The sequence below is a fragment of the Polaromonas sp. AET17H-212 genome (genome assembly GCF_002379085.1).
Classification (GTDB): domain Bacteria; phylum Pseudomonadota; class Gammaproteobacteria; order Burkholderiales; family Burkholderiaceae_C; genus Polaromonas.
Genome location: NZ_NBZW01000001.1, coordinates 189,116 through 209,748, shown reverse-complemented (window position 1 = coordinate 209,748; position 20,633 = coordinate 189,116). Strand labels below are relative to the sequence as shown.

Sequence of the window (20,633 nt, the reverse complement as noted above, 5' to 3'; positions counted from 1 at the left end):
CGTTCCCATCTTCCCCCCAACAACAAGGAACCCCTCATGACCCGTACCATCCAGCAGCTGTTCGATCTCACCGGCAAGACCGCCCTCGTCACCGGCGGTTCGCGCGGCTTGGGCCTGCAGCTGGCGCAGGCGCTGGGCGAAGCCGGCGCCAAAATCATGCTGAGCTCGCGCAAGGCCGAAGACCTGCAGGAGTCTGCGGCCGAACTCAAGGCCGCCGGCATCGACGTCGACTGGATCGCTGCCGATTGTTCGAAAGAAGCGGACATCCGCGCGCTGGCCGATGAAACCATCAAGCGCTTCGGCCATGTGGACATCCTCGTCAACAACGCGGGCGCCGCCTGGGGCGCGCCGGCCGAAGACCACCCGGTCGAAGCCTGGGACAAGGTCATGAACCTGAACATCCGCGGCTACTTCATCCTGAGCCAGCACATTGCCAAACACAGCATGATTGCGCGCCGTTCCGGCCGCATCATCAATATCGCCTCCATCGCCGGCCTGGGCGGCAATCCACCCGAGATGACCACCGTGGCCTACAACACGTCCAAGGGCGCGGTGATCAACTTCACGCGCGCGCTGGGCTGCGAATGGGGCAAGTACAACATCACCGTCAACGCCATCTGCCCCGGTTTTTTCCCGAGCAAGATGACCATGGGCACGCTCAAGGCCCTGGGCGAGGAAAAACTGGCCGCCCACGCACCGCTGCAGCGACTGGGCGACGACGAAGACCTCAAGGGCCTGTGTGTGCTGTACGCGTCGGACGCCGGCAAACACATCACAGCGCAATGGATGGCCGTGGACGGCGGCGTGTCTTCGGTAACAGGTGGTTAGAAATGAAGCCCCCACGTTCGCTCGCTTCGAGCCTGCGGCGGCTCTCTGCCCCTTGCACTGGTAAGGGGGCGCTGCGCCTGCGGCCCGGCAAAGCCGGTTCCGCGGCCCCGGCTGGTCAGGAGGGAGCTCCCACCCTTATGGCTTTGCGTGCTGCACTGCCCCCACTGGCGATATGTCTATGAGCTTCGGCGTCGAGATTCCCTTTGTCAACCACCTCGGTTTCGAGCTCGTGCTGTTCGAAGGCGGGGCCTCGCAGATCGACTACACGCCCCGGGCCGAGCACCTGAACTCGTTTCACGTCACGCACGGCGGCGCACTGATGACGCTGCAGGACGTGGTCATGGCGACAGCGGCGCGCAGCGTGCAGCAGGACATGGGCGTGGTCACCATCGAAATGAAAACCAGCTTCATGCGTCCGGCGCCTGGCGACGGCAGCAAGCTGACGGCCAAGGGTCGGCTGATCCACCGCACGGCGACCATGGCCTTCACCGAAGGCTCGGTGTACGACGACCAGGGTCGCATCTGTTCGCATGCCACCGGCACCTTCAAGTACGTCAAACGCCTGGCGGTGGGCCCAAAAGGGGTGAATGCCCTCCAGGCCGTCATTTCGACGGACTAGTGGGCAGAACGTATTTTTGCAAGACAAATCGTGCTCCAGCCCTTATTCCTCGGGCGCCAGTAGCTCTCAAATCAATAGCAAACCTCATTTCCCCAGGAGACACCACATGCCACTCAACCAGCAAATCCTTCTCGACAACCGTCCCACCGGCGAAGCCGTCGCCAGCAACTTCAAGCTGGTCAGCAGCGACACGCCGCCGCTGCAGGACGGCCAGGTGCTGGTGCGCCACCATTACCTGAGCCTGGACCCCTACATGCGCGGCCGCATGAACGACGCCAAGAGTTATGCCCAGCCACAGGCGCTGGGCCAGGTCATGGGCGGCGGCACGGCCGGCGAGGTGGTCGAGTCGAAAAACCCGAAGTTCGCCGTCGGTGACAAGGTGGTCGGCATGGGCGGCTGGCAGGAGTACAGCGTTGTTGATGCGACCCAGCCCGGCGCGCTGCGCAAGGTGGACACCACCCATGTGCCGCTGTCGCATTACCTGGGTGCCGTGGGCATGCCGGGTGTCACCGCCTGGTACGGCCTGGTGAAAATCATTGAACCCAAAGCCGGCGAGACGTTGGTGGTCAGCGCAGCTACCGGTGCCGTGGGCAGCGCTTTTGGCGCCCTGGCCAAGGCGCGCGGCTGCCGCGCGGTCGGCATTGCCGGCGGACCGGACAAATGCAGATACGCGGTGGAAGAGCTCGGCTTTGACGCCTGCATCGACTACAAGCAGCACAAGGACGCGGCGTCGCTGTCGAAAGCGCTCAAGGAAGCCTGCCCCAACGGCATCGACGGCTACTTCGAGAACGTCGGTGGCATGGTCCTGGACGCCGTACTCTCACGCATGAACGCTTTCGGCCGCATCGCGCTGTGCGGCATGATTGCCGGTTATGACGGCCAGCCGCTGCCCATGACCTATCCGCAGCTGATCCTGACCAATCGCCTGAAGATCCAGGGTTTCATCGTCAGCGAACACATGGAAGTCTGGCCCGAGGCCCTGAAGGAACTCGGCACCCTGGTCGCCACCGGCAAGCTCAAGCCGCGCGAAACCATTGCGCAGGGCATTGCGGCTGCGCCGGAATCCTTCCTGGGTTTGCTCAAAGGCAAAAACTTTGGCAAACAACTGGTCAAACTGATCTGACACGGCAGTTTTTTCGCCGCTGAAAGGGATGCCATGAACGCCACCCATGAGGTCTTCAACCAGCCCGCGCCGCTGGCCGACTACAACCTGTTCGACACCAACCAGGGCCTGCGCGACGCGTTGAAGTTCAATGCGCCGCAGTTGGCCACGGCGGAACTGAGTGCGCTGGGGGCAAGCCTTGGCAGCACCGCCATGCAAACCCATGCGCGGCTGGCCAACACCCACACGCCGCAGCTGCACAGCCACGACCGCTTCGGCCGGCGGGTGGACCAGGTGGAGTTTCACCCGAGTTATCACGTGCTCATGGATGCCGCAACCAGGGCCGGACTGCATGGCACGCCGTGGAACGGCGAAGGGCCATCGCCGCACGTGCGCAGGGCTGCCGGTTTCATGCTGTTCACGGAGCTGGAACCCTCCATCCTCTGCCCGATCTCCATGACTTACGCGGTCACGCCGGCGCTGCGCGACAACGCCGCCATCCACGCCGACTGGGCGCCAAGACTCACGAGCCGCGCCTACGATCCGGCGCTCAAGCTGTTCTCGGAAAAAACCGGTGTGACCATGGGCATGGGCATGACCGAGAAGCAGGGCGGCTCCGACGTGCGCGCCAACACGACGCAGGCCGTGCCCGATGGCAGCGACGGTTGGGGCCGGCGCTTTCGCCTGACCGGCCACAAGTGGTTCTTCTCGGCGCCCATGTGCGACGCCTTCCTGGTGTTGGCCCAGGCGCCCGCGGGCTTGAGCTGCTTCTTCATTCCGCGCGTTCTTCCCGACAAGAGCCTCAACGCGATCCACATCCAGCGCCTGAAAGACAAACTCGGCAACAAGGCCAATGCGAGCTCTGAAGTCGAGTTCGACAGCGCCACCGCCTGGCTGATCGGCGAGGAAGGCCGCGGCGTGCCGCAAATCCTCGAGATGGGCACCATGACACGGCTGGACTGCGCACTCGGCACCAGCGGCCTGATGCGCCAGGCGCTCAGCATTGCGCTCAACCATTGCGCCCAACGCGAGGCCTTCGGCAGGCCGCTGATTGACCAGCCGCTGATGCGCAACGTGCTGGCCGATCTCGCGCTCGAATCCGAAGCCGCCACCGCGCTGTCCATCCGGCTGGCCCGGGCCTTTGACAACAGTGCCGACCCGCACGAGCAGGCGATGGCGCGCCTGCTCACGCCGGTCGCCAAGTTCTGGATCTGCAAACGCGGCAGTCACTTTGCGCAGGAAGCCATGGAGTGCCTGGGCGGCAATGGGTATGTGGAGGAGGGCGGCGAAGGCATCATGGCCCGCATCTACCGCGAGATGCCGCTCAACTCGATCTGGGAGGGCGCCGGCAACATCATGGCGCTGGACCTGCTGCGCGCCTTGCGCAAGGCCGATGCGCCCGCCGCGCTGGCGCAGGAACTGGCACCCGCCCAAGGTGCACACCCGGCGCTGGACCGGCTGGCTGCGGCCTTGCCGACCCGAGTCGAGGAGATGGCCAACGAAATGGAGGCCCGGCGGCTGGCGCAGGACGTGGCGCTGGCCGTGCAGGCCGCGTTGCTGTATCAGAGCGCCCCCGCGGCCGTGTTCGAGGCTTTCTGCGATTCACGGCTGGGCGGCGACTGGGGCCAGGCTTTCGGCACCCTGGGCGCCGATGTGGACTTCGACGCCCTGATCACCCGCGCCATGCCGCGATGAACACCTGTTCTTGTCATTGCGGACTTGATCCGCAATCCCTCCCTGGCACGCCGTCATGGATCCCGGGTCAAGCCCGGGATGACGGTCAACTGGAGCTCCCATGGCCGACCTGATTCTTCACCACTACCCGACCTCACCGTTTTCCGAGAAGGTCCGATTGATCCTCGGCTACAAGCAGCTGGCCTGGAAGTCGGTGATCATTCCCGGCATCATGCCCAAGCCCGACGTGCTGGCGCTGACCGGCGGCTACCGCAAGACACCCTTCCTGCAGGTTGGCGCCGACATCTATTGCGACAGTGCGCTGATCGCCGATGTGCTCGAGCACCTGCAGCCCGTGCCCTCCCTTTACCCCGAGCCGGGCAAGGGCCTGGCGCGCACGCTGGCGCAGTGGGCCGACAGCACGTTGTTCTGGACCGCCATGGCGCACAACCTGGGCCCCCGGGGCGCGGCCCACATGTTTGCCGGTGCACCGCCCGAAGCCGCAAAAGCCTTCAGCGAGGACCGCAAGGCCATGAGTGCCGGCATGGTGCGCCTGCGTCCGGCCGACGCGGCCGCGGCCTACAAGTCGTATCTGCGCCGCCTGTCGGACATGCTCGATGAACAGCCTTTCCTGCTGGGCCAGGTGCCCTGCATTGCCGACTTTTCCGCCTACCACCCGCTGTGGTTCACGCGGGTGCGCACGCCCGTGGTGTCCGACATCCTGCAGCTCACACCGGCCGTGCTCGACTGGATGGACCGCATGAGCGCCATCGGTCACGGCACCATGGAAAAATTCGATGCGGCCCAGGCCATCGCCGCAGCGGCAGCCGCCGACCCCATGCCGGTCGGCCACGGCCTGTTGACTGACAGCACCTTTCAGGATGAACACGGCATCCCGCTGGGCAGCCGCGTCAGCATCACGGCCGAAAGTTTCGGGCCCGAGCCCACCGAAGGCGAGCTGATCGCCGCCACCCGCACGCACTACACCTTGAGCCGCACCGACGAGAGAGCCGGCACCGTGCATGTGCATTTCCCGCGCATCGGGTATGCAATGAAGGCAGTCGCCCAGGCATGAGCGGGATCGCCTGGCGGGCCGTCCCATTTGCTGCGTTGACCACCCCCGAGCTTTATGACGTCCTGCAGCTTCGCACGGAGGTTTTCGTGATGGAGCAGGCCGGCATCTATCAGGACATGGACGGCTCCGACCACGCGGCCGTGCATGTTCTTGGCGTATCCGAGGGCCAACTCGTGGCTTATGCACGCTGCTTCCCGGCCGGCGTCAAGTTTGCCGAAGCCAGCATAGGGCGGGTGATCACCCGCGAGATGCTGCGTGGAAGCGGCATGGGGCATGAACTCATGCGGCAGGCCATCGCCTGTGTTTTCGGGCAGTGGGGTGCGCAGCCCATCCGCATAGGCGCGCAAGCGCGGCTTGAAAAGTTTTATCTACAGCACGGTTTTTTGACCGCCGGCACGCCGTACATCGAAGACGGCATTCCCCACGTTGAGATGCTGCGCACCCATTCAAGGAGTTACTGATGATCACGGATTTCAAAGGCAAAACCGCCGTTCTCACCGGTGCCGGCTCGGGCTTCGGCCTCGAGTGCGCACGCATAGGCGCCCGGCTCGGCATGAACCTCGTGCTTGCCGATGTGCAGCAGGATGCGCTCGACAAGGCTGCCGCTGAAATGACGGCCGCCGGCGCGCAGGTGCTGGCTTTCCGCCTCGACGTGTCAAAGGCCGCCGAGGTCGAAGCGCTCGGCGCCGCTGTGCTGGCACGTTTCGGCGCGCCGCATTTTGTCTTCAACAACGCCGGTGTCGGGGCAGGGGGACTGATCTGGGAGAACACGCTGAAGGACTGGGAATGGGTCATCGGCGTGAACCTCATGGGCGTGGCGCACGGCGTGCGTGTGTTCACGCCGATGATGCTGGAAGCCGCCGGAAAAGACCCGGCCTGGCAGGGCCACATCGTCAATACCGCGAGCATGGCCGGGCTGCTTAATGCTCCCAACATGGGCATTTACAACGTCAGCAAACATGCGGTGGTCAGCCTCAGTGAAACCCTGTACCAGGACCTGGCGCTGGTGACCGACCAGATCAGTGCCTCGGTGCTGTGCCCCTTCTTCGTGCCCACCGGCATCAGCCAGAGCCAGCGCAACCGGCCCGATGATCTGCCTGCCGCCAAGCCGACCAAAAGCCAGCTGATCGGCCAGGCCATGAGCGACAAGGCGGTTGGCTCCGGCAAGGTAACGGCGGCCGACGTGGCGCAGAAGGTGTTCGACGCGATCGCCGCCAACCAGTTCTACATCTACAGCCACCCCAAGGCGATTGGCTCGGTGCAGACGCGGCTGGAGGACATCCTGCAGGCGCGCAACCCGACCAACCCGTTTGCGCACAAGCCGGAAATCGGCGAGCAGCTGAAAAAAGCCCTTCGCGAAGCCTAGGCACGGAGCCTGGCTACGCTCAGAAGCTGAAGGGGAACTTGACCCCGATGGTGACGTCCGGCGCGTCGGCGGTGACGCCGATGCCGAGGTTGAACACCATGGACCGCCGGTCCGACAAGGCATAGGTCACGCCGAAGTTGAGCACACCGGCGCTGGAGTCGCTGCCATTGACGGTTTGCCAGCCTTGGCCCTCCTGGCGGATTTTCGCTTTTCTGGCAAAGCGGTGCGAGTACGAGGTGCTCAGGCTCATGCGTTCGTTGAGCGCAAAGGCGAAACCCGCCCCCAGCGAAAACTGGTCGCCAAGCCTGACGCTGCCCGGTGTTCGCGTGTTCGGGTCCGAACTGATGTCGTTGAAGCTGCGGTCAAAGTGGTGCGTGTAGCCCAGGTTGGCGAACAGGATGGCCGGATCCACCGTCTTGATGAAGCTCAACCCGGCCGAGGCGGCCCACACGCCATTGCCGGTTGGCAACTTCGCGGGAACCTTCAGGTTGCCGCCAGAATCCGGCGTATCCGCGAACTTGATGCCATAGGGGCTGGTTCCGGTCGGCGCCTTGACGCGGAAGTTGAGCACGGTGTCGGGGCTGTCTGCACTTTCCTGGATCAGGCGGTAGAACACGCCGGCACTGACGTCGCCCACATCGCCGTTCGAGACATTTCTCTCGGCCACGGCAGAGGTACTGAAACCCGCGCCGACCGACGAAAAGGCGGAATAGCGGTACAGGTAGGGCACGTTGAGATCGAACTGGAGCCGGTCCGTGGGCGCATATCGCCCCGTCACGTCAAAGGTCAGGGTGTCGGCCTTGATGCGGTCAAGATTGATCTGCCCGAGAAAGATCGCATCCAGCGCCAGAAAACCATTGAGGAAAAGGTCCCGCCGGTTCGAGTGCGAATAACTCACGCCGGTTTCCAGGGTGAACTTGCGGTCGAACATGGCGCTCTGTTCCCGGTACACCGCCTCGGCACTGCGCGAAGGCGGTGCCTCCCGGACGACCTTCTCTGCACCGCTACCCTCTGCGGAGGCAGGCTCCTGGCCTGCGGACCCATCGGGCTGGGCGGCATCGACCGTTCTCACCATGCGCGCCTGGCCAGGGCCTGCCGCCTCAAGCTGCTGCAAGCGCGCGGCCAGCACTCGCAGAGACGACTGCTGCGTGTCAACACGCTGGGTCAACGCCTGTACCTGCCGGCGCAGGTCGGCTACTTCGTCATCGTTGTCTGCCAAGCAAGCCAGGGGGAGGCCGGCTGCCATCATCAACACCAGGGGCCGCAGCGGAAAAAAACGTCGCATAAGATCTCCCTCATCAGTTTTTCGATTGCCAAATTTGCTGTCCGCTACAAGGCGGCGCTCCCCTTTTCAGCGCCCTGTGCGGCCCCGAATCTGTGACGGACGGGCGCGGCTGGCCCGTCCGGCGACTTAAAAAGTACCGCTTTGCGGCATGAGCTTCATCCCCAGCAACAGGTTGCCCGACGGGGATGCCGGACCGGACGCGGAATTCATCTGGACATTGAGGTTGATCCGGTTGTGAATCTGGTTGACGTCACCGCCCAGCTGTACCGACTGCAACACCTGCCCCCCGCCCATGCCCACCTGGCGAATCTGTTGCATCGCCCGGCCCTGGTCCGGCACGGCGACGGCGACACTCATGCCGTTGCCGCCGAGGCCGACGGAGGCCACGCTGCCGCTGGCTGTGGTGGTGGATGCCGAGAGCGCCCCCTGGGGCTGGGACTGCAGCGCCGTTGGCCCCGACGCGTTCTGGACGTTGATGCCTATGGTGTTGGTGATTCCGTTCGAGGCGCCCGCCACCTGGATGTTCTGCACCACGCCAGTGACGTCCTGCAGCCCGCCACCGCCGCTTGCCACGGCGGACCCCTGGCTGGCAGTACCGCCCATGGCGGCTTTTTGCTCGACGGTGATGGTTGGTATAAAGCTGACCTGCGGCGTGTTGCCGGCCAGACTGATCTGCAACACGCCGGAGGCGGTAATCGACTGTCCCGAGGACGCGAGCCACTGCGTCACCATTTCGACGCCGAAGTACATGACTTGTCCGGCCGCCACGAATTTGCCGCGCATGTGGCCGAGCTCACCGTCAGGAATCTCGGACGCATGATCAAACACATTCAGGTCGGGCGGCAGCGCGGCGCGTGCCAGGGGCAGGGTAGCCAAAGCGCCTGCCAACGCTGCAACCAGCGCACGCTGCTGCCATGACCTGCAGCCGCCCGCAGGGCGCAGCGGCTTGCCGTGCCACGGTTTTTCCTGTTGCGCCGCGGCAAGCGCCAGTGAATAAATGGTTCGTGTCATCACATTTCCCCTCAAACTGTCCGGACAGCAGGCTGTCCGTCAACTGAAGACCATCAGCTTGCGCATCTGGTGATTCATCGGGCGCTGCGGATCCATTGCACAACGCCTCAGAAAAGCTCTGCGCTGGAGAACCCGAACTCCAGCAACTGGGCATCCGTCAGTGGCCGCCAGGTGTCGATGGTGCTGCGCGCGGTCAGCGGCTCTTTGGGTCGCAACAGCACGGTGTCACGCTCAAAGCCCTGACCGATCACGGCGAACACCACCCGGTTCCAGCCTTTCATAAAATCCTCCCTGGCAACCACCCGGTTGCCCAGTGCAGGATCGGCAAGGTAGACCTTGTCCGGTGTCGTCTTCTTGAGCACCACAAAATGTTTGTACCCCCGGATATCGAGCAACACAATGGTAGGAACCTTGACTTTGTCCAGCATCTCCGGCGACATGTTGTAGCCACGTCCGCGCATGCCCCTGGCCTGCACGTAATTTTTCAGGTCGAGCAGGGAAAATCCCTTCTCCCTGACGATGGCGGGATCACTGACCTGAAGCAGTCCCTGGATGACTTCGTCTTCCGTCAGCTTCTGACCATAGGCGTAATTGAGGATGGTGGCAAGTGCTGCCGCGCCGCAGCTGAAGTCGGTTTTTTGTGGAACCATGTCCACATACCGCATTTCCCGCATGCTCAGGATGTTCTTCTGGATGGCGCCCGCGCCGGGGATCACGCCGCCGAGGCCGATCGCGCCGGCATGACCCGCCCATGGCAGGAATGCAGCAGCATGACCCAACAGCCACGCCGCCGACCGGATCCATCTGTGTTTTTGCGTGCTCATGACAGTTCATCTGTGCCCCGCTGAAAGCCTTCGGCCGCCGGGGGAGGGCGGCCGAAGGTTGATCCAGCAGCGGAACTTCAGCGACGGAGTGCCTCGCCGCCACCGCCGTTGCTGCCACCAGCTTGGGTTGCCGACACAGCCATGCCGTTGTATTGCTGGTTGTTGGTGCCCGAAGCGATGTTCACGCCGATATTGCCCGCCGCGCCCATCAAGGCGTTGCCGCCCAGCGAAGACGTGTTGGTCGTGGCCAGGCTGACACGTGTCACGACGGGGATCGAGCCGGTGATTGAGCCGCTCAGGGCAATGTCGCCCTGCTCATTGAAGCTCAGGGCGCCACCGGCGCTGGAGTCGCCGTTGGGCGTGCCGTTGGCGTTCAGGCCGGACGAGGCCTGGCGACTCTGCGCGCCTTGCACAGCACTGTCGAGGTCGATGTGCCCGGTCTGGCTGCCGCCCGGGTGGCTGTTGCCGGTCCAGGTGTCGGGGTACTGGTCACCCTTCTGGTCGGAGATGCCGGCATAGATGCCGCGGGACTGGAAGGCCAGGTTCACCGGGACCAGGGTCACGACTTCCTGCTGCTTGGGCGTGTTGGACGTGACGTTGTGGTCGTTCATCTGCTTGACCGCCACCGTCGCCGTGGCCATGCGTGCGACCGCGACAGAAGCCGCCAGATCGTTTTTCTGCTGGTTGCTGTTGCCGGCGGAGATGTTGACCCCGATGTTGCCGGTCGCATTCTGCAACGCATTGCCGGCCAGTGATGCCGTGTTGGTGTTGCCGTAGTTGACAGCCCGGTTGGCCTGGACATCCTGGCGTGCAAAGATTTCAGCATCGGACGAACCAAACAGGAAGCTGGCATCGGACGCGGCCAGCGCGGCAGAATTCGCCTGCTGGTTGTTGTCGCCGGCCGTGACGTTCAGGCCGATGTTGCCGGCTGCGTTCTGCAGGGCGTTGCCATTGACCACCGACGAGTTCGTGACTTCGTCGTTGTTGACCTGGTTGAGGTAGTTGATCTGCTTGTCGTCCACCACGGCTGCGGAGCTCGAGTTGACGTCGATGTGACCAGTGACATGCACTCTGCCGCCGACGCTGACATTCTGCCGGTAACGCAGGTCTTTCTCGATGTTGACCCTGGTGCTGTTCTCCGTGGAACTGGTGTCCGTACTGACACTGGTTGCCGACGTGGTCTTGCTGTCCCGGGTGTCCTCTTGCGAAAAAGCCAGCGGAGCGGCGAACAATGCGGCCACGGCCAGAGCCAGGGGAGCGGACTTCATTTTGCGTGTTTTCATGGCATGATCTCCAAAAAGTTAAGTACTGTCTTAAGGTTTCGTCCCCAGCTGAAGCTGGAAGGCGAAGTTGTTGGCCGTGCTGTTGCCCGACCCCGCAGACTGGTTGATCTGGACCAGGCCGCGCGAGCCGCGAAAGGCTGCATCGGAGATCGATACTGCCTTCATGTTTGCGCCCCTGGCCGGACCAGCCAGCCCAACACCGGAAGCAGTCGCAGCGAGCACGCTCTCTGAAGCTGCTTCCACATCAAAGCCCACCGCAACCGCCATGCCGTTGGCCTGGGTGTTCCCCACGCCGCTGGTCTGGTTCACAGAGACTGCGCCCGAGCTGTTTGCAAAGGCACGGCCCCCGATCACTGCGATGGACAGATCCGGCGCGGTAGCGCGAATCCATCCTGTCGCCTGGTGCACACCGACCAAGGCTGCGGCAGTGCCGCCGTCCAGGCCAATGGCCATGGCGCCCGCATTCGTCTGGGCATTTGAATCTCCTGCTGCCATGTTCACGGCGAATCGCCCGCGAACATTGCTCAGCGCATTGCCGTCGATCACGCTGCGCGTGACATAGCCCGGCAACTCCGGTCCGGCGACCTGACTCCAGCAGGGCAACGAGGCCAGCCAGGCCAGCGCCAGAACCGTGTATGACGTGGGTCGAATCTGCAACATGGCCGTCCCCCTACCTGGTGCCGGTGAGGGCGCCGCTCAGGGCCTGACCCATTGCGCCGGTGGCGCGCCCGACAGTGCTTCCCGCCTGCACGCCGAAGCCGCCAGCCAGCGACCCCAGCCCGCCTGCGGGCGCAAAGCCATCGCCCCCTGTACCCGTGAATTTTCCAGACGCCAGGCCCGTCTGTGCCGTTGCCGCCTGCACGGTGGCCGCGACGCTGCCCATGTGGCCCTGCACGCGTCCCGCGATCGCTGCCGACTCTTGATCCGTCAACTCAGTGACTGCGCCTGCGCGGACCGCTGATCCGGCACCCAACATCGGGACATCTGGCGCGGTGCGGACGCCGGTGACCTGCCCGGTATGGCGCGGGCCCGCTGCGGACTGGTAAGGCACATCCCGGGTGATGACCAGGAAGCCATCGCCGGCAAACACCTGCGCGGCAAAGGCGAATTGACCCACCATCAGCACACCAGCGCAAGCCCATCTTTCTGGATTTTGAAACATGATTTTTTTCTCCCCTCGCTGTCGGATGAATCCAGCATCACCCGTCTGCTCGACATCGCGTGGCTACGAAGCGGTCCTTGAGACAGGGCTTCATTGGCCTGCGTTATCGGAAGTCAGTTTCATCGCCTGCGGCTGGTCTGCCAATCCCTTCAATGAGGTAGCCCCGTCTGCCCACTTGACGCTGGGTTGAATGCAGGCGGCATCCGGATTCATCAGGCCCAGCTTGGAGAAGGCGACATTTTTTTGAGAAGCGCAGGGCGCGCCAGCGCCTCCATGGCGAGGTGTAAAGCCGGTAACCGGTCGTATTAAAAAAAACAGCGGAGCAAAGTGTCCGGCAAAGCTGGCAGGCGCTGGTCCCGCCGACCGGTTGCAGTCCCGATCAACCGGTGCATCACCAGTCAGCAGCAGGAACGGCCCGGCGAACGCCCTGCAGCGGGCGTCTGGATGGCCGGGCGTGTTTCGCCCGGGCGGCGGATGCTTGTTTTGCGGCGAGGTTCAGGCCGGCTGCAGTGCAAACGTCACCTTGATGTCGGCTGCTGCCGCCGTGCGCCCGGCGCGGCGTGTGCGTGCGCCAGCGGTGGCCACCAGCAGGCTCAGCGACGATGGCTTCATCGCGTAAATCAGCGCGCGGCGATGCTCCGTCGTCAGGAAGCTGCCGCCGGCGTCCAGCACGATATCGCGCGGATCGTCATCGAGCGTGACCCACAAACTGCCTTCGTGGCAGGTGACCTGTACGCCTGCGGCGTCGGACACGCTGAACATCGCCTGGTGGGCAAGGGTCAGGTCCAGGGGGCTTGAGTCGGTCATCATGGCACTCCTTTCACATTCGGTGTGGAAATGAATATACTGGCCAGCCCCAGAGCGTTCAAATGGTCATTTGGAATCCTTTGCATGCATTCAAGGAATGTGAAACCAGCTTCGCCCGTGGTCCTGGCCCAGGGCTTTCGCCGCAGCGAACTGCCACGCCTGGACCTCCTTCACAGCTTCGAGGCCGCCGCACGCACGCTGAGTTTCACGCGGGCTGCCGCCGAACTGTTTCTCACGCAGTCGGCCGTCAGCCGGCAGATCCAGCAGATTGAAGCCGACCTGGGCACCGCGCTGTTCGAGCGTCGCCATCGCGCGCTGGCGCTGACCGACGCCGGCAAGCTCATGCAGCGCGCTGTCAGCGACTGCCTGGAGCGGCTGCGCGATGCCACCGCCAGCGTGCGCGCCAGCACGCCGGCGCGGCAGGTGGCGATCACGACCACGCCGGGGTTTGCCTCGCTCTGGCTGATTCCGCGGTTGGCCCGTTTCACGGCCAGCCACCCCGGGGTGGATGTGCGGATTTCCGCCACGCTGGAACTGCTGGACCTTGAACGCAGCGGCATCGATGTGTCGGTGCGCCTGAGCCTGACCAGCCATGGCGTGGGCAGCACGCTGTTCGAGGAAACGGTGTTGCCCGTGTGTGCGCCGCAGTTGCTGAAGAACCGTGCGCTGCCTTTGAAAAAACCGGCCGACCTGGCCGGCCACACCCTGCTGGCCACCGACATGCCGCAAGGCCAGCCGCTCACCATCGACTGGGAGCCCTGGTTCAAGGTCATGGGGCTGCCAGAAGTGCGCATGAAAAACACGCTGCGCTTTTCGCAGTATTCCGATGTGGTGGCGGCGGCCGTGGCGGGGCAGGGCGTGGCGATCGGCCGCCTGCCCATGCTGGCCGAGCTGCTGCGTGACGGCCGGCTGGTCGCGCCCTTCAGCGGCGTGGCATCCCGCATGGGCTACTTCGTGAACATGTCTCCGCGCGCCGCAGGCAACCCTGACGCCCAGGATTTCGTGCGCTGGCTGATGGCCGAGGCTGAAATGGCCAAAGTTGCTGAACCTGCGTCAGCCACCTGAGTCAACGTTTGGGCACTCCGCAACCGCGCATCAGGCCGGGACTGCTGACCGGGTTTTCTGCAACACGGCCAAGGTATTTCGCGCGGAGGTCACGCCCATGTTGACGTAGGCATCGCTGGTCACGCCACCGATGTGTGGACTCAGGATGAAGCCGGGCTGGTGATGGAAGATGTGCGGCGCGGCCATCGGTTCGACCGCAAAGCTGTCCAGGCCGGCCATGCTGACCTGACCCGACTGCACCGCTGCCAGCAGCGCGGGTTCGTCGATCAGGCCGCCGCGCGCCGTGTTCACCACCATCACACCCTGTTTGCACTGCGCCAGCGTGGCGGCATTGAGCATCTGCCTGTTGTCGGCCGTCAGTGGGCAGTGCAGCGAAATGGCGTCGGACTCGCGCCAGAGCGTGGCAAGATCAACGGACTGGATGTACGAGGGCAGGTTTTTCGCAAACGGATCGAAGCCGATCACGCGCATGCCGATGGCATCGCACATCTTCGAAAAACGCTGGCCGATCGCACCCAGGCCGATCAGGCCGACCGTCCTGCCACCGAGTTCCAGGCTTTTGTGGGTCGCTTTGTCCCAGTGCCCCGCGTGCATGCGTGCGTTGAGCTGCACCACCGCCTTGGCACAGGCCAGCAGCAGCGCCAGCGCCTGTTCAGCAACCGCCGCGGCATTCGCGCCAACGGCAGCCGTGACTTCGATGCCACGCGCGGCGGCGGCCGGCTTGTCAATGGTGTCGGTGCCGCTGCCGTGTTTGGAGATCACCTTCAGTGACGGCGAGGCGTCCATCAGCTCGGCGGTGATGCTGCTGTAGCGCACGATGTAGGCGACCGGGTCATGGCGTCTGGCCAGCGCGATCAGGTCGGGCACTTGCGGCGTCTTGCCCGCGTAGACCAGTTCGTAATCTTGCAGCAGTTCCACCGCCTGGGGTGCCAGATCCGCGGCGGTGACAATGATCACCGCCTTGGTGTTTGGCGTTGAATGCGCAGCACTCACAGGCGTTCTCCCTCTTTCAGCACGCCGGCCGCCACCAGCGACGCGGTCAGCCATGGCGCGCTGGTCTTGCCTTCCTTGATCTGGGCGATGCGCGTGGCCTCGGCGGTCACCTTGTGCGCAGCCATCGGCAGCAGCGACTCAATCTTCTCGCGCTCCACCACGACCACGCCATCGCCGTCGCCAATGATGAAATCACCGGGGTGCACCGTCACGCCTCCCACCGACACCGGATGGCCGATGCGCCCACCCACCTGCTTGGTCGGTCCATTGGGGTTGGTGCCCACCGAGAACACCGGGTAGTCCATTTCGTCGATTTCCAGGCTGTCGCGCACCGCGCCGTCAATCACCACACCCGCGAGGCCGAGTTGTTTGCACGCCGTCATCATGATGGTGCCCATCAACGCCGCAGTCTGGTTGCCCTGGCCGTCGATCACCAGCACGTCGCCAGGCTGGGCCAGGGCCATGGCCGCGTGGATCATCAGGTTGTCACCGGGGCGTACTTCCACCGTGAAGGCCGGACCGGCCAGCTTCATGCGCGGACGCAGCGCCGTGATGCGGCCGTGCAGCGCGCCACGGCGGCCGGCCACGTCGGCCAGGATGGCGGGTTGGTACTGCGCAGCCTGCGCAACGATGTCGGCGGGCACGCGCTCAAAGGTCTGGATGATGTCGGGCAGATTCATGAAAGAGTCCTGGATGGAAAGTTGGAAAAACGGGCACGCCCGCTCAGTCCAGCCTGGCGCCGGACTCTTTGATGATGGGCGCCCAACGCGAGATGTCGGACTTGATCAGCGCACCAAACTGCTCAGGCGATCCCCCCAGCACGTCGGCGCCCTGGTCTTCGAGTTTCTTCTGGACGTCGGCGGCCTGCAGCGCCTTGTTGACTTCAGCGTTCAGACGCACCACGATGTCTTTGGGCACGGCCGCAGGGGCCACAAAGCCGAACCACGTAACCGCCTCAAAGCCTTTGTAGCCCGATTCGGCCACCGTGGGCACTTGCGCCAGGTCGTCCACGCGTTTCAGCGAGGTGACGGCAATCGCGCGCATCTTGCCGTTCTTGATGTGACCGATCAGCGTCGGCACGGACGACATGTACAACTGCACCTGCCCGCCAATCAGGTCCGTTGCCGCCTGGGCTGAGCCCTTGTACGGCACATGGGTGAACTTGACGCCCGCGGTTTTCTGGAACAGCTCGCTGGCCAGGTGCGCCACCGTGCCGTTGCCCGGCGAGGCAAAGTTGATGGACGCCGGTTTGGCCTTGCTCGCGTTGACCACGTCGGCCAGCGTCTTGTAGGGTGAATCGGCCGCCACCACCATCACGAGTGGTGCGCTGGCCACCAGGCCCACCGGGGCAAGATCCTTGACCGAGTCGTAAGGCATCTTGCTGTAGAGCGTCGGATTGATGGCCAGGTTGCTGGTCTGCCCCAGCGCCACCGTGTAGCCGTCTGCGGGGGCCTTGGCGGCCGCATCCACGCCGAGGTTGCCGCCGCTGCCGGGCTTGTTCTCGACCACGAAACTCCAGCCCAGCGTGGCCGTCAGCTTGTTGGTGACGACGCGCGCAATGATGTCGGTGCCGCCCCCCGCCGGGAACGGCACGAGTACGCGGATGGCTTTGTTGGGATAGCCCTGGGCCAGGGCTGGAGCCGCCAAGGTGGCAAAGAGAAGGGCAGCCAGCAGGCCGCGACGTAACAATTTCATGAAAAGTCTCCGAGTTGTTGTGCTGATGGCGTGAATTTTCTTGTCCTGTTCCATTTAACGCAATATAGTTTCATCAGTCGCAACGCATTTCATTTATGAACCCATCAATCCCCGCATCTGAAGCGCTGCCCGGGACCGACGAGCCCGGTGGCGTGATTGCCGTGACGCGCGCATTGCGCTTGCTGGAAGCGTTTGGCATGACCGATGCCCAGCTGACCCTGGCCGAATTGAGCCGCCGCACCGGCATGCACAAAACCACGGCGCTGCGTCTCGCGCGCACGTTGGCGGCGGATCACTATCTGGTGCAGAAGGAAGACAGCAGCTGGCGCCTGGGTCGGGCGGCAGGCTGGCTGGGCGCGTGTTACCAGGCCACCTTCAATGCGCATGACGTGGTCGAGCCTGTGTTGCGTGAGCTCGCCATCGAGACCGGGGAGAGCGCCTCGTTTTATGTGCGCGAGGGTAACCAGCGCACCTGCCTGGCGCGTGTGGACGGCCCCCGCACCATCCGCCACCATGTGCGTGTGGGCATCGGCTTGCCCTTGGAACTGGGGGCGCCTGGGCGCGTGATTCTGGCTTTCTCAGGCGAGCCCGGCGAGCCTTATGAAACGATTCGCCAGCGCGGCTACCACCTCTCGCAAGGGGAGCGCGAAGCCGAGGTGTCGAGCGTGTCGGCGCCGGTGTTCGGCATGCATTGGCGGCTGCTGGGCTCGGTGTGCATTTCCGGGCCCACATCGCGCTTGTCCGAGACGCGTTTGCTGGAACTGGCGCAAACCGTCATCCGGGCGGCCAATCAGCTGTCGTACGCGTTGGCAGGGGGCCACAAGCCGCCGACCCGTACTGGCGGTGCAGCGACCTGGCATCCGTAGCCAACCCGGGATCCAGGCCACCAGACCAGCACCGTGGGTGGACGCGGGCAGTTTCCGGGCTAACGCTGATGCGTGATTCCGCACCGGTCCATTGAAGCCAGTCGCGGCCGTTGCGCACCACTTGCGGGGTGTAAATGCTGCGCAGCCGGTTCTTGCTGGCCCGCTCGCGCCGCCTGTGAGTGTGGGTGTGCGCGGCGAAACGGTCCACCCAGCCCCAGAACCCGCCGCGCACCGGGCTTGCATGCCAAATGTGGCTGTAGCCCCCGTCCATAAAGCGCAAGATGCTATGAATTTTGGAGTAAAGAGAGCCATGACGGGGGCCGTGTCAAACGGAGACCCCCTGTTGCTCGTGCAACCGCCCGGGTTCTTGGCGGCGCCGGATGTCCCTCAGGCAGGACAGGCCCTCATCAGGCTCAAAGCAGGGAAGGTGTATCCGCACGCGTTGGACGCGGCCCGCTGTCGCGGGTTTCGAGGCGGTCTTCCAGCTCGCCGATATAGGCGGCCAGTGTGTTGCCGGACTGCTCGATCTTGCCGATCAGCACCTGCTGGGTCTGGGCCAGCCGTTCCGCCAGCACCGTGCCGTGGGCGGCCTCGCGCTGCTGGGCTGCTACAGCCTGGGCTTCGAGGTACTGGCGCAGCTCCGTGAACCGCGAAGCTTCGGCCTTGTCGGCAAGCTCACGCTGGGCGGTCAGCGCCCGGGTGGACTGTCGCATTTCCAGCAGGTGGGTGCTCTGGATGTACAGCGTGGTGGCCAGAAATACCAGCAGCACGGCGGCAAGCAGCACCAGCATGACCAGGCCCAGCGGCGCCTGCACGGTGGTGAAGCCCAGGCTCAGCACGTAGGGTCGGCTGAACTCGTCGAGATTGAGCGCGGCAAAACCGGCCATCAGCACAATGGCGACGATCAACACAATGGTTCGGATACGCATGTTCAGGCTCCAGGAATTGAAGTCCTGATCATGGTGGCCGCTGGAAGGCCTGTCTGTAGGAAAAAGGCCTGTCCGCGTGCGCCGGGAAGCCCGTGCTCAGTCGGGTTGCGCGTGGTGTCCGGCCGGTTTTGCCCCGCCCGCAGCGCCCGCACCGGCCGGTTCCAGCGCTTCGGCGGCTTGCTCGTTGAGCGCCTTGCCGGACTGCTTGGGCCTGGTCAGCGGCGCTGGCGTCCAGCGCCCGCCATGCATCAGGTCAATGCCGCTGCTGATGTCGCCGCACAGCTGAAGCTGCAGCCGTTCGGCATCGCGGCGGCGGATGTCTTCGGCGATTTCGGCGACCTCGGCCTCCTGCACGCCCAGTTGCCGAAGCGCCGCGCTGCTGAAGGCCAGGGCCGACTCCAGGGTTTCGCGCAGCTGGTAATCCACCCCCAGATGGATCAGCTCGATCGCGTGCTGGCGGTCATAGGCGCGGGCCAGCACCGGTGTCAAGGGGAACTCATGCTTGGCCAGCGCCACGATGCGGCTGGTCGCCTCTTTCTTGTCAACGCAGACCAGGATGGCACGGGCATGGCCGGCGCCGCTGGCGTGCAGCACGTCCAGCCGCGTGCCATCGCCGTAATTCACCTTGAAGCCGAACTGGGCCGCCGCGCGGATCATGTCGGTATCGTTTTCGATGAGGGCGATGTCGATGCCGCGCGCCAGCAGCGACTGGCTCGCGATCTGCCCGAATCGGCCGAAACCGATGATGAGTACGCTTCCCTTGAGGCCCTGCGCCTCCTCCACGCTCTCCACGCCGTCCATGTCCTGCTCTGGCTTGTCCGGCATGACCCAGCGCAGCGCAAATACGGCCAGCGGCGTCAGCGCCATCGAGATGATGATGGCAGCCGTCAGCACGGCGTTGACACTGGCCTCCACAATGCCGGCCGTGGCTGCAGCCGAATACAGCACAAAGGCAAATTCGCCCCCTTGGGCCATCATGGCGGCGCGTTGCAGGGCATCGCCATGGCTGGACTTGGTGATGCGGGCAACGCTGTAAATGCCCAAGCCCTTGAACGCCATGTAGGCCAGCACGCCACCAAGAATCAGCGGCCAGTCGGCCAGCACCAGCTTGAGGTCCAGCGACATGCCCACACCCATGAAAAACAGGCCGAGCAAAATGCCGCGGAAGGGCTCAATGTCGGCTTCCAGCTGGTGGCGGAAGGTGGATTCGGACAGCATCACACCCGCGGCAAACGCACCGAGCGCCATTGACAGGCCGCCCCACTGCATGGCCAGGGCGGCGCCCAGCACCACCAGCAGGGCGGCCGCCGTCATCACCTCGCGTGCTTTGGCCTTGGCCAGCACGCGAAACAGCGGGTTGAGCAGCCAGCGGCTCACCGCCACCAGGCCGATGATGGCCGCCAGCGCCACGCCAATGCTGACCCAGCGCGACACACCCGCACCGTCGTTCGATTCCGGCGCCAGAAAAGCCACGATCGCCAGCAAGGGCACGATGGCGAGGTCTTCGAGCAGCAGGATGGACACCATGCGCTGGCCACGTGGTGTGGAGGTGTCGCCGCGCTCTTCGAGCAACTGCATGACGATGGCGGTGGAGGACAGCACAAAACCCATGGCTGCGATGAACGCCACCACCGGTTTCAGCCCGGCGCCCATGCCCAGCGCCGTGAGCAGGGCGCCGCAGACCACCACCTGCGCCAGGCCCAGGCCGAAGATCTGGCGCCGCAGCGTCCAGAGCCGGGTCGGCTGCATCTCCAGCCCGATGACAAACAGGAACATCACCACGCCAAGTTCGGCCAGGTGCAAGATGGTGCCGGCCTCGCGAAACAGGCCCAGGCCGAAGGGACCGATGGCCAGGCCGGCTGCCAGGTAACCCAGCACCGAGCCCAGGCCCAGCCGCTTGAACAGTGGCACGGCCAGCACGCCCGCGGCCAGCAACACCACCACCTTGACCAGCTCACTGCCTTGTTCAACTGCCATCACATTCCCGTGGACGCGCCCCGCGGGGGCTGATGCTCAGGATGGTAGCGGAGTTTGGCTGCGCAACAAGAC

At 64.4% G+C, this 20,633-nt stretch carries 22 protein-coding genes; 9 read left to right on the top strand and 13 right to left on the bottom strand.

The window, feature by feature from the left end; translation table 11 throughout:
• Positions 1-36: 36 nt before the first annotated feature.
• The 7 genes from B7G53_RS00990 (at position 37) to B7G53_RS00960 (ending at position 6,664) form a co-directional block, all read left to right on the top strand.
• Complete coding sequence (locus B7G53_RS00990; protein ID WP_096662399.1) at positions 37-828, top strand: SDR family oxidoreductase; 792 nt, start codon at positions 37-39, stop codon at positions 826-828.
• 178 nt (positions 829-1,006) lie between these two features.
• Entirely contained in the window at positions 1,007-1,447 is a 441-nt protein-coding gene (locus tag B7G53_RS00985) for a PaaI family thioesterase (protein WP_096662398.1), read from the top strand.
• A 106-nt stretch (positions 1,448-1,553) separates the two neighbouring features.
• Entirely contained in the window at positions 1,554-2,570 is a 1,017-nt protein-coding gene (locus tag B7G53_RS00980; RefSeq protein WP_096662397.1) for an NADP-dependent oxidoreductase, read from the top strand.
• Positions 2,571-2,603: 33 nt separating this feature from the next.
• Positions 2,604-4,244: an isovaleryl-CoA dehydrogenase gene (locus tag B7G53_RS00975; protein ID WP_096662396.1), complete on the top strand. Its 1,641-nt coding sequence runs from the start codon at positions 2,604-2,606 to the stop codon at positions 4,242-4,244.
• A gap of 100 nt (positions 4,245-4,344) precedes the next feature.
• Positions 4,345-5,298 carry a glutathione S-transferase family protein gene (locus tag B7G53_RS00970; RefSeq protein ID WP_096662395.1) on the top strand — a complete coding sequence of 318 codons (954 nt, stop codon included), beginning with the start codon at positions 4,345-4,347 and terminating at the stop codon, positions 5,296-5,298.
• Positions 5,295-5,759, top strand: coding sequence for a GNAT family N-acetyltransferase (locus B7G53_RS00965; RefSeq protein ID WP_096662394.1), 465 nt, complete (start codon positions 5,295-5,297; stop codon positions 5,757-5,759). The genes B7G53_RS00970 and B7G53_RS00965 overlap by 4 nt, the downstream gene beginning before the upstream one ends.
• Positions 5,759-6,664: an SDR family oxidoreductase gene (locus B7G53_RS00960; RefSeq protein ID WP_096662393.1), complete on the top strand. Its 906-nt coding sequence runs from the start codon at positions 5,759-5,761 to the stop codon at positions 6,662-6,664. The genes B7G53_RS00965 and B7G53_RS00960 overlap by 1 nt, the downstream gene beginning before the upstream one ends.
• 19 nt (positions 6,665-6,683) lie before the next feature.
• Here the strand turns inward: B7G53_RS00960 and B7G53_RS00955 are convergent, their stop codons facing one another.
• From B7G53_RS00955 to B7G53_RS00925, 7 genes are all read right to left on the bottom strand, one after another.
• Entirely contained in the window at positions 6,684-7,949 is a 1,266-nt protein-coding gene (locus B7G53_RS00955) for a transporter (RefSeq protein ID WP_096662392.1), read from the bottom strand.
• 126 nt (positions 7,950-8,075) lie between these two features.
• A complete protein-coding gene (locus B7G53_RS00950) occupies positions 8,076-8,960 on the bottom strand; it encodes a hypothetical protein (RefSeq protein ID WP_096662391.1) in 885 nt (294 codons plus the stop codon).
• A 107-nt stretch (positions 8,961-9,067) separates the two neighbouring features.
• Positions 9,068-9,784, bottom strand: a complete 717-nt coding sequence (locus tag B7G53_RS00945; protein WP_096662390.1) for a C39 family peptidase — start codon at positions 9,782-9,784, stop codon at positions 9,068-9,070.
• A 77-nt stretch (positions 9,785-9,861) separates the two neighbouring features.
• Complete coding sequence (locus B7G53_RS00940) at positions 9,862-11,067, bottom strand: hypothetical protein (RefSeq protein WP_096662389.1); 1,206 nt, start codon at positions 11,065-11,067, stop codon at positions 9,862-9,864.
• Positions 11,068-11,097: 30 nt separating this feature from the next.
• Entirely contained in the window at positions 11,098-11,727 is a 630-nt protein-coding gene (locus B7G53_RS00935) for a hypothetical protein (protein WP_096662388.1), read from the bottom strand.
• A gap of 10 nt (positions 11,728-11,737) precedes the next feature.
• The gene (locus B7G53_RS00930) at positions 11,738-12,229 is read right to left on the bottom strand and encodes a hypothetical protein (protein ID WP_141396262.1); all 492 of its coding nucleotides are present in this window, start codon (positions 12,227-12,229) and stop codon (positions 11,738-11,740) included.
• 495 nt (positions 12,230-12,724) lie between these two features.
• Complete coding sequence (locus B7G53_RS00925; RefSeq protein ID WP_176491244.1) at positions 12,725-13,036, bottom strand: DUF2917 domain-containing protein; 312 nt, start codon at positions 13,034-13,036, stop codon at positions 12,725-12,727.
• Positions 13,037-13,120: 84 nt separating this feature from the next.
• Between B7G53_RS00925 and B7G53_RS00920 the strand changes: the two genes are divergently transcribed.
• Positions 13,121-14,101 carry a LysR substrate-binding domain-containing protein gene (locus B7G53_RS00920; protein ID WP_096662385.1) on the top strand — a complete coding sequence of 327 codons (981 nt, stop codon included), beginning with the start codon at positions 13,121-13,123 and terminating at the stop codon, positions 14,099-14,101.
• 30 nt (positions 14,102-14,131) lie between these two features.
• On the opposite strand, the gene B7G53_RS00915 is transcribed toward B7G53_RS00920, so the two are convergent.
• The 3 genes from B7G53_RS00915 to B7G53_RS00905 are packed head-to-tail and all read right to left on the bottom strand — an operon-like array spanning position 14,132 to position 16,789.
• Entirely contained in the window at positions 14,132-15,094 is a 963-nt protein-coding gene (locus B7G53_RS00915) for an NAD(P)-dependent oxidoreductase (protein ID WP_255249870.1), read from the bottom strand.
• Positions 15,091-15,774: an RraA family protein gene (locus B7G53_RS00910; protein WP_096662383.1), complete on the bottom strand. Its 684-nt coding sequence runs from the start codon at positions 15,772-15,774 to the stop codon at positions 15,091-15,093. Before B7G53_RS00910 ends, B7G53_RS00915 begins: the two co-directional genes overlap by 4 nt.
• Positions 15,775-15,817: 43 nt before the next feature.
• Positions 15,818-16,789 carry a Bug family tripartite tricarboxylate transporter substrate binding protein gene (locus B7G53_RS00905; protein WP_096662382.1) on the bottom strand — a complete coding sequence of 324 codons (972 nt, stop codon included), beginning with the start codon at positions 16,787-16,789 and terminating at the stop codon, positions 15,818-15,820.
• A gap of 95 nt (positions 16,790-16,884) precedes the next feature.
• On the opposite strand from B7G53_RS00905, the gene B7G53_RS00900 reads away from it, so the two are divergent.
• Positions 16,885-17,655: an IclR family transcriptional regulator gene (locus tag B7G53_RS00900; RefSeq protein ID WP_096662381.1), complete on the top strand. Its 771-nt coding sequence runs from the start codon at positions 16,885-16,887 to the stop codon at positions 17,653-17,655.
• Here the strand turns inward: B7G53_RS00900 and B7G53_RS23340 are convergent.
• The 3 genes from B7G53_RS23340 to B7G53_RS00890 form a co-directional block, all read right to left on the bottom strand.
• The gene (locus B7G53_RS23340; RefSeq protein ID WP_369680264.1) at positions 17,564-17,926 is read right to left on the bottom strand and encodes a DUF1223 domain-containing protein; all 363 of its coding nucleotides are present in this window, start codon (positions 17,924-17,926) and stop codon (positions 17,564-17,566) included. The two genes, B7G53_RS00900 and B7G53_RS23340, sit on opposite strands and share 92 nt — an antisense overlap.
• 142 nt (positions 17,927-18,068) lie before the next feature.
• Positions 18,069-18,584: a hypothetical protein gene (locus B7G53_RS00895; RefSeq protein ID WP_096662380.1), complete on the bottom strand. Its 516-nt coding sequence runs from the start codon at positions 18,582-18,584 to the stop codon at positions 18,069-18,071.
• Between the two features lie 96 nt (positions 18,585-18,680).
• Positions 18,681-20,561, bottom strand: coding sequence for a monovalent cation:proton antiporter-2 (CPA2) family protein (locus tag B7G53_RS00890; RefSeq protein ID WP_096662379.1), 1,881 nt, complete (start codon positions 20,559-20,561; stop codon positions 18,681-18,683).
• Positions 20,562-20,633: the final 72 nt, after the last annotated feature.